Source organism: Actinosynnema sp. NPDC050801 (assembly GCF_040673975.1).
Classification (GTDB): domain Bacteria; phylum Actinomycetota; class Actinomycetes; order Mycobacteriales; family Pseudonocardiaceae; genus Actinosynnema.
Genome location: NZ_JBFAQZ010000010.1, coordinates 194,744 through 206,287, shown reverse-complemented (window position 1 = coordinate 206,287; position 11,544 = coordinate 194,744). Strand labels below are relative to the sequence as shown.

13 protein-coding genes are annotated in these 11,544 nt (G+C 69.7%); 8 read left to right on the top strand and 5 right to left on the bottom strand.

Annotation, left to right across the window (positions count from 1 at the left end; genetic code table 11):
• Window positions 1–8: 8 nt before the first annotated feature.
• On the bottom strand, window positions 9–563 hold the full coding sequence (locus AB0K14_RS23430; RefSeq protein ID WP_360455026.1) for an RNA polymerase sigma factor: 555 nt from the start codon (window positions 561–563) through the stop codon (window positions 9–11).
• A 44-nt stretch (window positions 564–607) separates the two neighbouring features.
• Between AB0K14_RS23430 and AB0K14_RS23425 the strand changes: the two genes are divergently transcribed.
• The 7 genes from AB0K14_RS23425 to AB0K14_RS23395 all read left to right on the top strand — a co-directional run bounded on the left by AB0K14_RS23425 (window position 608) and on the right by AB0K14_RS23395 (window position 7,879).
• Complete coding sequence (locus tag AB0K14_RS23425) at window positions 608–2,134, top strand: protein kinase (protein ID WP_360455029.1); 1,527 nt, start codon at window positions 608–610, stop codon at window positions 2,132–2,134.
• Window positions 2,135–2,572: 438 nt separating this feature from the next.
• The gene (locus tag AB0K14_RS23420) at window positions 2,573–3,535 is read left to right on the top strand and encodes a CHAP domain-containing protein (RefSeq protein ID WP_360455032.1); all 963 of its coding nucleotides are present in this window, start codon (window positions 2,573–2,575) and stop codon (window positions 3,533–3,535) included.
• 7 nt (window positions 3,536–3,542) lie between these two features.
• Entirely contained in the window at window positions 3,543–4,583 is a 1,041-nt protein-coding gene (locus tag AB0K14_RS23415; RefSeq protein ID WP_360455035.1) for a transglycosylase SLT domain-containing protein, read from the top strand.
• Between the two features lie 35 nt (window positions 4,584–4,618).
• Window positions 4,619–5,623 carry an NlpC/P60 family protein gene (locus AB0K14_RS23410; protein ID WP_360455038.1) on the top strand — a complete coding sequence of 335 codons (1,005 nt, stop codon included), beginning with the start codon at window positions 4,619–4,621 and terminating at the stop codon, window positions 5,621–5,623.
• 90 nt (window positions 5,624–5,713) lie between these two features.
• Entirely contained in the window at window positions 5,714–5,926 is a 213-nt protein-coding gene (locus AB0K14_RS23405; RefSeq protein WP_360455041.1) for a hypothetical protein, read from the top strand.
• 350 nt (window positions 5,927–6,276) lie between these two features.
• Window positions 6,277–6,447 carry a hypothetical protein gene (locus AB0K14_RS23400; RefSeq protein WP_360455044.1) on the top strand — a complete coding sequence of 57 codons (171 nt, stop codon included), beginning with the start codon at window positions 6,277–6,279 and terminating at the stop codon, window positions 6,445–6,447.
• Window positions 6,448–6,688: 241 nt separating this feature from the next.
• Entirely contained in the window at window positions 6,689–7,879 is a 1,191-nt protein-coding gene (locus AB0K14_RS23395) for an AarF/UbiB family protein (RefSeq protein ID WP_360455047.1), read from the top strand.
• A 53-nt stretch (window positions 7,880–7,932) separates the two neighbouring features.
• On the opposite strand, the gene AB0K14_RS23390 is transcribed toward AB0K14_RS23395, so the two are convergent.
• From AB0K14_RS23390 to AB0K14_RS23380, 3 genes are all read right to left on the bottom strand, one after another.
• Complete coding sequence (locus AB0K14_RS23390) at window positions 7,933–8,565, bottom strand: hypothetical protein (RefSeq protein WP_360455050.1); 633 nt, start codon at window positions 8,563–8,565, stop codon at window positions 7,933–7,935.
• Between the two features lie 416 nt (window positions 8,566–8,981).
• Window positions 8,982–9,800 (bottom strand): lipase family protein, encoded by an 819-nt coding sequence (locus AB0K14_RS23385; protein ID WP_360455053.1) that lies wholly within the window; start codon window positions 9,798–9,800, stop codon window positions 8,982–8,984.
• 188 nt (window positions 9,801–9,988) lie between these two features.
• Window positions 9,989–10,120 carry a hypothetical protein gene (locus AB0K14_RS23380; protein ID WP_360455055.1) on the bottom strand — a complete coding sequence of 44 codons (132 nt, stop codon included), beginning with the start codon at window positions 10,118–10,120 and terminating at the stop codon, window positions 9,989–9,991.
• 266 nt (window positions 10,121–10,386) lie between these two features.
• Here AB0K14_RS23380 and AB0K14_RS23375 point away from each other — a divergent pair, with 266 nt between their 5' ends.
• Entirely contained in the window at window positions 10,387–10,626 is a 240-nt protein-coding gene (locus AB0K14_RS23375) for a hypothetical protein (protein ID WP_360455058.1), read from the top strand.
• A gap of 178 nt (window positions 10,627–10,804) precedes the next feature.
• Here the strand turns inward: AB0K14_RS23375 and AB0K14_RS23370 are convergent, their stop codons facing one another.
• Window positions 10,805–11,230, bottom strand: coding sequence for an ANTAR domain-containing protein (locus tag AB0K14_RS23370; RefSeq protein ID WP_360455061.1), 426 nt, complete (start codon window positions 11,228–11,230; stop codon window positions 10,805–10,807).
• Between the last annotated feature and the right edge of the window lie 314 nt (window positions 11,231–11,544).

Genomic DNA, 11,544 nt, shown 5'->3' with positions numbered 1-11,544 from the left:
CCCGTCCGTCAGCGGGTCGAGCTGTCGGACAGGCGGGCGCGCACGAACTTGCGCGCCTCGTGGATGCGGAACCTGGCCGTGCTCACCGAGATGTCCAGACGTTCGGCGATGTCGGCGTATTCGAGGTCCGCGAAGTCACGCAGCACGAACGCGGCCGCCAGCTCGTGGTTGTGCCGCTCCAACCGTTCGACCGCGTCCAACACGTCGATGCGCGCCCCGGCGATCACGCTCGTGGTGCGCGGATCCGGCCGTTCCGCGAGCGTCTCGACGGGCGTGGCCTCGGTTGCTCGCCTGCGCAGCGACCGGTACGTCTCGCGCACGCAGTTGGTGACGACGACGTGCAACCACGTGGTGAACGCCGCTCGTCCCTGGAACAGGTGGATCGAGCGCGCGACCTGCAGCAACGCGTCCTGACACGCTTCTTCCGCGTCCGAGCGGAACGCCAGCATCGCTCCGCAACGGCGCAGCACTGACGGCTGGATCTGCCGCAACAGGTCGTCGAGCGCCTGTCCATCGCCGTCCGACGCACGCGCGGCGAGGGCATCCACCTCGATCGGGATCATTGAAGCCCCCGTTCGCATCAACACCTCTGCGCCATCATAGGTCCGTGCAGAGGCCCTCGAAGATCGGTCGCTATCCCGTCCAGTCCCTGCTCGGCACGGGTGCGTTCGCCGTCGTCTGGCTCGCCGAGGACGAACGGCTGCACGACCGGGTGGCGATCAAGGTCCTCGCCGAGAACTGGGCCGAGCGCCTCGACGTGCGGCAGCGCTTCGAACAGGAGGCACGGGTGCTGCGCCGCACCCGCTCGCACCGCGTCGTCGAGGTGTTCGACGTCGACGAGCTGCCCGACGGCCGTCCGTACTTCGTGATGACCTACGCCGACGGCGGCAGCCTCGCCGACCTGCTCGCCGACGGCCCGCTGCCGGTCGAACAGGCCCTGCGCCACGGTGTCGAGCTCGCGCTGGGTGTCGAGGACCTGCACCTCGCCGGCGTGTTGCACCGCGACATCAAGCCCTCGAACGTGCTGTTCCGCACCGACCCCGGCGGTGCCCGGCTGCTCATCGCCGACCTCGGCCTGTCCCGCGAGCTGGCTCTGGGTTCCCGCTTCACCCTGCCCGTCGGCACGGCCGGCTACATGGCTCCCGAACAGCAGGACCCCGACCACGTCCTCGATGAACGCGCCGACGTCCACGGCGCCGCCGCCACGATCTACCACGCCCTCACCGGTCGGCCGCCACGTTCGCCCGCCGCGGCACCCAGCACCCTGCGCCCCGGCCTGCCCGCCGCCACCGACGCCGTGCTGCTGCGCGCGCTCTCGACCGACCCGGCCGACCGCTGGCCCACTGCCGCCGCGTTCGCCGCGGCCCTCGACGGTCTCCTCACCACGTCGGCCGCTCGCCGCCGCTTCCCGGCCGTGCTGGTCGCCGCCCTGGCCGCGGTGCTGGTGCTGGCCGCTTTCACGGCGTTCGAGTGGTTACCACCGCCGCACTCGCCCGGCGCGCAGCGCACCGTCATCGCGCAGCGCACCACCACCGGCAGTGTTCCCACGGCCGCTTCCGCCGAGATGTCCAGCTCGCTGACGTCACCTTCGCCGTACCTCGATGCCCCGGTGATCCCCCCGGTGGGCCAGGACATCCCCACCGACACCACCACGCCGGACCACTCACCGCCGACGAGCACCGCGACCGCCCCTGTCCCGCCGCAGCCGACCTCGAAACCGAAGTCCGGTGGACCGAACTGCCTGCACGACCAGGGGAACGGGTCGTACGTCGCCACCGAGCACGTGACCGACCGGTCCGGCACGACCGCGATCGGCGTCATCCAGACCTGCAAGGACGGCGCACAGCGGTACTGGGCGTACCTCGTGCTGTACGACCCGCTGCCCGAAGGTTCGTGGGCCAACGCCCACCTCGAACGCTGGACCGACGGCACCTACAACGCCCTGTTCACCTGCAAGGCGACCGCGCACGGCGCCAGTGGGCACATCAGGCCGGGAGGCGTGCGGTGCTGGAGCCCGAAGGTGGACGGCGTCGACACCATCAAGACGTTCGTGACCTCGGCCAAGGTTTGCCGCGGCGCGGTCGACGACACCTCGGACTGCTTCGGCGTGGGGCAGAACCCCCGCCGCCGGTGATGTGATCGTTCCGTTACTGACGAAGTCGCCGCGGCGGCCATCTCACCCTGTGCAGGAGCCACGGCTCCACGGCCACGGGGGGACTTCATGGGAAGCAGCGGAATCACCGCGGTGCGCGGTGTAGCCGTGCGGCGTCGTCCGCGGTGCCACGTCGGCTCCCCGGGCGTCCGACCAGCCGATCCGCCGGCACCGCGCGGCTCGCGCCGACTGCCGGCGCTGCCGACGTGCACGCCGTGATCCGCCGCTTTGCTTTGTAGGACAGACATGGCGCCGTGAACAGCGCTGTGCGCAGACCCTGCACTCAACTCCCACGACTGGGCTGCACGTTTCCTGGCGGCCGGGTGAGGAATCGGTGCGGGTCGGCCACGAGTCAGGTCGTCCTCCGATCAGGGCGTGACCGCACAACGATCCAATCCAGGAGTTGAAGTGAGGACGGGTGTGAGAACTTCCATCAGGAGAGCGTTGACCTCGCTCACCGCGATAATGCTGATGTCGACCGGGATCGCGGCCATGATCCCGGCGACAGCCGGGGCCGCGTCGCAGGTCGAGGCCGCGTCGCAGGTCCAGGTCGAGTCGCAGATCACCGCCCACAACCTGCCCTACCTGGGCAGCGCCTACATCGTGGGCTCCACCCTGACGGCGGGCGACTGGGTCGACATCGATTGCCAGGTGGCAGGCCGCGAACCCATCGCCGGGTCGATGACGTGGTACCGGATCGGCTGGAAGTACTACCCCTCCTACGCGTTCTCCGGTCAGCCCAACCACCCGTCGTGCGGCGTGGCGCGCACCGTGCCCCTGGCGGCCAACGGCTGGTCCCTACCCACGTTCGAGAGCACCGCCAAGACCGGTCTGTTCGTCACCGGTGATCACGTGTTCGCGTTGTGCTGGGCTTTCGGCCAGAACGTCGAGGGCAGCAACATCTGGTTCTTCGCCCGCGGGTACTGGCTCCACTCCACCCGTCTGTCCGGTGGAGCCGCGCACAGCGGCATGGCGGCCTGCGCCGGGTTCCTCGGCAACGACTACCCGTACTCCGGCGCCTCGCCCAACCAGGTCGATCCCTGGAACTTCTACTACCGCGAGTGCACCTCCTTCGCCGCTTGGCGGATCCGGCTGCGCAACGAGATCGGCTTCACCAACAGCTACAAGGGCGTGCGGTGGGGCAACGCGGAGAACTGGGACAACGCGGCCCGGTCGGTCGGTCTCACGGTCAGTTCCACACCCGCCGTGCGCACGGTCGCGCAGACCGACGCGGGGACCTACGGGCACGTCGCCTGGGTGGTTGCGGTCAACTCCGACGGGACCGTGACGATCGAGGAATACAACTACGGCGGCGTGCACGCCTACGGCACCCGCCGGGTCGCGGCCGGCAACTTCGTCTACATCCACTTCCCCCAGGAGTGACTCGACAATGATGAGAAGATCCCTCTCGGCGATCCTCGGCCTCGCCGTCCTGGCCGTCCTGGTGACCGCCCTCGGCCCGCCCGCCCAAGCGGCCACCATGGTGAGGGTGGAGTCGCAGATCACCGCGCACGACCTGCCGTTCCTCGACAGCCCGTACGTCACCGGCAGCACGCTCGCCGCCGGCGACCCCGCGTCGATCGACTGCCAGGTCGCGGGTCGCGAAGCCATCGCCGGTTCCTACACCTGGTACCGGGTCACCGGCACCAGCTACTACTACCCGTCGTACGCGTTCACCGGTCCGGTCAACCACCCGGCGTGCGGGACCGCGTACACCGTGCCGAACGCCGCGAGCGGCTGGATGGGCCCGTCGTTCCACACCACGCCGCGCGACGCGCTGTTCTCCACCGGTGACACCGCCATGGTGATCTGCCGGGTCTGGGGCGACACCGTGGAAGGCAACAACGCGTGGTTCTTCGCTCGCGGCTACTGGATCCACTCCAGCAGGCTGGCCGGTCTGCCCGGCGGTGCCGGCGTGCCGGTCTGTCGCGGCAACTCGACCCCGAAGCCCAGTTGGGTGCCCAGCCAGTACTGGGACGAGATCCTGGGCGCGAGCGTCGTGTTCGCGATCAACCCGAAGCTGCTCGCCGGGCAGCTCAAGCAGGAGTCGGACTTCCGCGCCGACGCGGTGTCCCCGGCCGGTGCCAAGGGCATCGCCCAGTTCCTCGACGGAACGTGGAACGGGTCCTGGAACACCTACCGGGACAAGTGCTCCAGGGACGCGTTCGAGCCGGCCTGCGCCATCCCGGCGATGGCGCTGTTCATGCGCCTGCAACGGGCCGAGGCCATCAGCCGGACCGCGGACATCCCCGGTATCCGCGCCAAGATGGCCGCCCGGTCCGACGTGAGCGACGCCCAGATCAACGCGATCAACTGGTCGGACCGCTACCAGATCGCGTTGATGGGCTACCACGCCGGTTGGGACTACGACTACTGGGGACCTCGCACGGCCGACTACCCGGTGCTGGTCTACCGCCACGCGTACCAGTAGACGTCCGACCAGTCCGCCACTGCCGAGGAGACCCCGTGAAACGTGTTCTGTCCCTGTTGATGGCGTTGGGCGCGTTCGTCGCGGCGCCAAGCCTCGCGGCGGTGCTCACCGCACCCGCGGCGAGCGCAGCGGTGTCGACCCGGGTCGAGTCGCAGATCACCGCGCACGACCTGCCGTACCTCGCGAGCCCGTACGTCGTGGGCTCGGCGCTGCCGGCCGGGCGAGAAGTCCCGGTCGAGTGCCAGACCCAGGGTCGGGAGCCGATCGGCGGCTCCTGGTACTGGTACCGCGTGGAAGGGCTTTACTACCCGTCGTACGCGTTCGCGGGCTCGCTGGACAAGCCGGCGTGCGGCGTGTCGCAGAGCGTGCCGTTGGCCGCCAACGGCTGGAGCACGCCGTCGTTCTCCTCCACGCCGGCCGACGGGCTGTTCGCCAGCGGTGACGCCATCAGGATCCTGTGCACCGCGGCGGGTCAGGCGCACGAGGGCAGCAACGCGTGGTTCTTCACCCGGGGCTACTGGCTGCACTCCAGCCGGATCAGCCAGCACCCCAACGGCAACGGGTACAGCACCTGCCGGGGCTTCACCCACCCGAACAAGGTGACCGCCACCATCGCCGCCGCGCAGAGCATGATCAACCGCTACCCGTACTCGTGGGGTGGCGGCGGCAAGAGCGGGCCGAGCTACGGCGTGTGCTGCAGCCCCAGCGGTCGTGACGGCACGAACGTGTACGGCTTCGACTGCTCCGGGCTCACGCAGTACGCGTTCTACAAGGGCGCCGGCGTGGACATCGGCTCGAACTCGGGCCTGCAGTACGCCAACGGCCACAAGGTTCCGTTGGCCCAGCTCCAGGCGGGCGACCTCGTGTTCTGGTCCAACAGCAGCCACTCGCCCGACGCGATCCACCACGTGGCCCTCTACGTGGGCAGCGGCCAGATCGTGGAGGCCACTCCGGACCCCGACCGGCCGGACGTCCACCAGCGCTCGTTCAGCACCGGGGAGAGCGGGGTCATGCCGTACGTGGTGCGACCGCTGCGCTGAACGAACCGGGCGTGCCGACAGCGGAGCGGTCGGCACGCCCGAGGCGCTCGGGGGCGGGGTGGCCGGTGACCGCGGGATCAGGTAGGACCAGTGCTGGTCGAGCGCGACGGCGATCTGTCCGGGGGCGACCACGGTCACGTCGGTGTCGCGCAGCACCGGCTGCCTGTCATACGCGGCATCGGTTTTACCGGTGATGTGGTCAGGTCCGTTGGCGAGGAACCCATGTGGCGGGCGGAATTGTGTCCTGTTTCCGTGGTGACCCTGTTCCCCGGAGCCTTGGCCCGGTTGGTGCACGCTGCGTGACCACTCGGACGTGACGACTCTGCCCGCCGTCGGGGGACCGCTTCAGGTTTCGCCTTGCCGCAGTCTGGAGCCGCACACTTCGTCGCTGAGAGGAATGTCATGGATACCTGTCGCGAACCGTCAACCGGGCCGTTGCTCTTGTCGGTGTCGGCGTCCTGTCCATCGTCGGCGGTACGGCCGCGGCCGAGGCGAGCGCTCCCAGAGTCGAGGTCGTCGGCGTGAGCGCGCCGAGTTGGAGTGGTTCGCAGTGGGAAAGCAGTTCGTACATCGCGGTCTCCGGTAACAGGGTCCTGGTCGGCCGTCATCACGTGGGTGACCGGGAGGGCACCACGAGGTACGCGCATGCCTCGATGTCCGTCGGTGGGCGGGTCGTGGAGCTGGCCGACTACTGGTGGACCGACAGCACCATGGAGAGCAACAGCTACTCGAAGGCGGCGGAGTACGAGGTGATGGTCGGCCGCACGCACGTGGGCGACGAGAACGGCGGTACCCGCTACCAGTACGCCAGGGTCGTCGGCTGACGCGACCGTCGTTCGATCCTCCGTGGAGCGGATCCGAGTTTGGTCGCGTGTGGTGTGTGCGTTCCGTGGTCGGAGAAATTTCCGGTTCGGTGTGGTCGGTCGCTGGAACCGTCTCGACGCGATGCCGTGCCCGCGTGATTCGGAGGTGCTCGTGCGGATGGTCGTCGGGAGTGTCGGTCGGGGCGCGGTGGTTCTTCGGCTCGCACGGGTTCTGGTGGTTCTCGGTAGACGCTCGTTGTTGTTGGCCTGGTTGGCGGCGACCGGCCGGCTGCGCGGGCACCGGGGTGGGACCGTGCTGGAGTCGTGGCTGGCGGGCACGGTGGTCGAGCTCGGTGCCGCGTTCGTGAAGGTGGCGCAGTTGCTGAGCACGCGGGCGGACCTGCTGCCGCCGAAGGTCTGCCGTGCCCTGTCCCGGCTCCATGACCAGGTGCGTCCGGAACCTGCGCCCTCGTTCGCGGCACTGCGGGGGTTGGTCGGTTCGGCGGCGATGCTGGTCGGGTCGGGCAGCATCGCCTGCGTCTACCGGGTTCGGGTCGCCGACGGCCGGGACGTCGCCGTCAAGGTGCGTCGACCGGGTGTGGAGCGGTCGCTGCCCGTGGACCTGGCCGTGCTGGAGCGCGTCGCCGGGGTGCTGGCCAGGCTGCCCGTCCTGCGCGGTGCACCGGTCGTCGACATCGCCCGGCAGCTCACCGGAGGCATCCGGGCGCAGCTCGACCTCACCCGCGAGGCCGAGCTGCTCGACGGATTCCGGCGGACCATGGCCGACGTCCCGGGGGTGACCGTGCCGGCGGTCGATCGCGAGCTGTCCACAGAGGACATGCTGGTGATGGACTTCGTCGGTGACCTGGTTCGCTTCCGGCCCGATGAACTTCCGGTGGCGGAACGGCGACGTGCGGTGGTGACCGCGCTGCGTGCGGTGTACCGGATGTTGTTCCTCGACGGTGTGGTCCACTGCGACCTGCACCCCGGGAACCTGTACTTCCGGGAGGACGGCTCGATCGTGATCCTGGATGCGGGGTTCACCGTCCGGCTGTCGGATTCGGCTCGGGAGAAGTTCGCGGCGTTCTTCTACTGCATGGGTCGCGGCGACGGGCCGGCGTGCGCGGACATCGTGGCCTCGACGGCCACGAAGGTGCCAGGTGCGGACCCGGACGGCTTCCGCACCGAGTTGGTGGCCTTGGTGGAGGCCGGCGCCGGGCGGCGCGCGGAGGAGTTCGACCTCATCTCGTTCGCCACCACGCTGTTCGACGTGCAGCGGCGGCACGGTTTCTACGCCGACCCGCAGTTCGTGTTCCCGATCCTGTCGTTGCTGGTCCTGGAGGGCACCGTGCGCGAGTTCTACCCGGAGGTCGACTTCCAGCGTGAGGCGAAGCCCCTGCTGGTCACGGCGTTGTTCGAGCGTGCGCTGGTGCGCGGCGGAGCATCTCGGTGAGGCTGCTGCGGTAGGCGGACCCCGGCCGAACCAGGTCCGAGCCGCCGGACGGGTCAGAGACCGCCGACCTTGATCGGGAACGAGTCGATCTTCACGATGGTGGTGTCCGGGTTGTCCGGCAGCACCAGCTCCATCGGGTTCGTCAGCTTGTAGATGTCACCCTTCGGTGGGAACTTCGTGAGCTTGCTGGTCAACTGCACCGGGTTCTTCGTGGACAGCACGAGCGGCTCGGAGGGAACGGTCGTCCGGATCCCCGCCTTCCGCAGCACCGCCTCGGGGTTGTCGATCGTCATGGTGAAGCTCAGGACCATGAGTTGCTCGAACTTCGGCGGGAACGTCGAGAGCAGTCGCAGCACGCTCTTCGTGTCGATGTCGACGTCGTCCTGCTCGATCGTGACCGTGGTGGCCTTCGGCTGGACCGTGGCGGACCTCGGCTGGGTCGCGGCGGGCTCCGGCTGGGTCGAGTCGGCGCCGCTGTCGTCGGCGGGCAGTTCGGCACTGATCTTGTGGCCGACCACCCGCAGTCGTACCGAGTTGAGCGGTTCTTGTGGGTTGACCTCGACCCGGATCTTGATGCCGCCCTTGAAGTCGAGGGTGAACAGGCTCGTGCCGATGGTCATCGGGGTGTTGAGGGCCAGGCAACTGCACGGGATCTCGACACCGATCTTGGGCAACAGGTTCAACATCAGGTCCTCCATGATCTCGTCACCGCGACGCCTCGAATCTAAGTCAGATCGGGCGGTGCCGGCCGGGTCCGCGACGAGGTCGACTAGATCGTGTCAGCCGATGTGACGGGCAGCGGCCGTGGCGGCGGCCGGCGTCGTTCGACCGGCCGAGTCCGCGCGAGCAAGTCACACCTGCCGGGTGTCTTGCCCTGAAAGTGGGGCGATGCAACCCGCCTGCTCGAACGCGGCGGCCACCGCGGTCGCGTCTCGAACAGGCGACACCGCGGAACGGCGAACCGATCGTCCACCGGAGGTTCGATCCTCACCCGCCGCCTCGACCGGCCATCGCCTTGACCTGGAACGGGAGCCGGTGCCACTGCGGGGCACCTGCTTCCGCCCGTCACCGATCGTGTTCGACGGTGCCCGATGTGCCGTCCTCAGGTGAGGTTCTTCTCCAGGGCGGCCACGTACGCCTTCATGAGGTGGTCGCGCATCCCGTCGGCAGCGGGGGCGAGCAGGTCGGCGGTCCTGCCCTTGGCGCGGTCCAGCAGCTTGGACAGCCGGGGCATGGAGTCGCGGACCTTGCCGGAGGAGTCGATGTAGCGCAGTGCCGCGACGTGGCGGAACACCGGCCCGGGCGGGATCTGCGCGACGATGTCGTTGTTGTTGACCACCCGGAACGTGCGTCCGGCCAGTGCCTGGTCGTAGGCTTTGACCAGGGCGCTGTTGCACGTGCGAGGCTGCCCGAAGGTGTAGACGCCGTGCGCCGACAGCTGTGGCTCCTCGAAGTGCAGCCACGCCGCGGCCAGCATCGCCAGTGCGCCGCCGAGGCTGTGCCCGGTGAACCACACCGTCTGCTCGCCGTCACGCAGCTCCTGGACGGCCGCGACCACGGACGGGATCACCGCCCGCAACGCCTCGGCGAATCCGTAGTGGACCAGGCCCGTCTTCGCCGGCCCGGGCCAAGGCGGAACGGTGACGTCGGAGAACCAATCGCGCAGCTGCAGTGGCTCGGTGCCGCGGAACGCGGTCACGATCATCGTGGGGCTCGCCATCGTGTACGCCTGGGTGTGGCTGAGCGCGAACGGCGGCTTGAACGTCGAGTGGTGGTGACGCACGCGGTCGAACCCCCACTCACGGGCGGTGGCCTCGATCTCATCCCGGTCCCCGTAGGACAGTTCGGCGGCCTTCGCCATGCAGTACGCCTGGCGGGCGTCGTACCCGGAGGCCAGGTGGTTCAGCGTCGGTGCGGACATCGTCCATCCTCACGTGGGCAACAGGTCAACGGTGGCCGTGTTCCCGCCACACCGTCTGTGCCTACCGCCGCTGCCGCCCACCGCGCCACTGCCCGCGCCACGGTTCACCCCGCCGGGCAGCCCCACCACCCCGTGCTGCTCGAAAGGGAGCACTGTTCCACAACCGGTGTTCCGATCCGACACGCCGGTTAGGCGAGGCCTTTGCCCGTCGACAACGTCACGAGCGCACCCGTCGACCACTGACCGGGCTGGACGGCCGGCGTCGGGAGCACGCCCCGCCCGAACAGCGCGACCTCCGCCGGCGAGCGACCGGTGATCACGGCGTAGAGGCTGCACTGGACCCGACGATCAGGCCGGCCCCGACCGCCGCCACGGGGAACGTCCGGACCCCGGCGGGCCGCAGGCGGTGACGGCGTTCGCGGAGACGGTCGTGGTGGAGCCCGAACCGTGGTGAACGGAACCGTCAACGTCCTCCACGGGTGCCGGAGACCTGCCCGGCGAGTGCACGGTTGGCACGATCGTGCGGTGGGTACTCGACCGGGACGTCAAGCAGTCGGCGCACCTCCAGCGTCCGAAGGGTGACGTCATGGCTCACATCCACCTCCTCGACCGCGGTGCGGTCGTCACCTTCCTCGATCCCGACGTGTCCGCCCCGTCCGCCTTCGGTCGCGGTGTCGTCGTCGGACCGGTTCTCGTCGACCCCTTCACCGAACGCGCCTGGGTGCCGGTGCTCCGGCCCGATCGCAGCACTCTCGTGCTGGCCATCGCGAACATCGTCGAGGTGGTCGCGGGACACGGGGTGCGGGGCGAGCCGGGGTCCGCCTGACCGCTCGTGCCCGTGGACCGCCGGGTTGCGGGGTGGTCGCTCACCGTCCGGTCGGGACGGTGGCACGTTGCCCAGAGGTGGCGTTCGCGCGGGGTGGGGAGGAGGCTGAGGTGGTGCACGCGGCCGGCAGGCCCGTCGACGGGATGGCCGGCGGGGTCGTCGCAACGGTGCCGGCGCCTCACCTGCCCTGGTCGGCTCGACTGCCGCTGCCGATGATGTCGGTGACGAAGCGCTGGGCCAGGTCGCGGAGCTTGACGTTCTCGCGCTGGGAGCGCTCGGCCGGCATCGCGAACGCCTCGTCCGCGGTGATCTCGTGCACCGCCATGAGGGTCCCCTTGGCCTGGTCGATGACCGCCCGGGTGGTCAACGCCTGGCCCAGCTCGGCCGCCTGCCGGCGGGCACGCAGGTAGCGGCGGGCGTTGAGCAACGCCGCCTCGGCGGCGGTCGTGCACAGCTCCAGGATCGCCGCGTCGAGTTCTCCGAACCCGCGCTCCCCGGTGCCGTAGAGGTTGAGCGAACCGGACCGCGCCTCGTCGACGTGCAGGGGGCCGACAGGTAGGCGGTGATGCCCGACTCCTCGGCCACCTCCGAGAACCCCGGCCACCGGTCCCTGGTCTCGGTCACCATCGCCTGCAGGATCCGGCCCGTCCGGCCGGCCTCCAGGCAGGGCCCGTCCCCGGTGCGGTACTGCGCGGAATCCACGTCCAGCGCCGCTCGCCCGGTCGCCGCCGCGGTCTGCGGACCGTCCTCGCCCAGCGTGGTCACGCTGACGACATCCGCTCCCGGGACGGCTTGGGCCACCTGTCGGCAGACCCGGTCCAGGACGACCGGCAGCTGCTCCTCCTGGTCCAGGACCGCGGCCGGCTCCGCCAACGCGCCTGTGACCTCGTCGATCCGACGAGCCAACCCGTTCGTGAC

Excerpts from the sequence above, each read along its gene's own strand:
- AB0K14_RS23430 (WP_360455026.1), bottom strand. The coding sequence starts at position 563 with ATGATCCCGATCGAGGTGGATGCCCTCGCCGCGCGTGCGTCGGACGGC.
- AB0K14_RS23415 (WP_360455035.1), top strand. The coding sequence starts at position 3,543 with ATGATGAGAAGATCCCTCTCGGCGATCCTCGGCCTCGCCGTCCTGGCC.
- AB0K14_RS23400 (WP_360455044.1), top strand. The coding sequence starts at position 6,277 with ATGTCCGTCGGTGGGCGGGTCGTGGAGCTGGCCGACTACTGGTGGACC.
- AB0K14_RS23390 (WP_360455050.1), bottom strand. The coding sequence starts at position 8,565 with ATGTTGAACCTGTTGCCCAAGATCGGTGTCGAGATCCCGTGCAGTTGC.
- AB0K14_RS23385 (WP_360455053.1), bottom strand. The coding sequence starts at position 9,800 with ATGTCCGCACCGACGCTGAACCACCTGGCCTCCGGGTACGACGCCCGC.
- AB0K14_RS23375 (WP_360455058.1), top strand. The coding sequence starts at position 10,387 with ATGGCTCACATCCACCTCCTCGACCGCGGTGCGGTCGTCACCTTCCTC.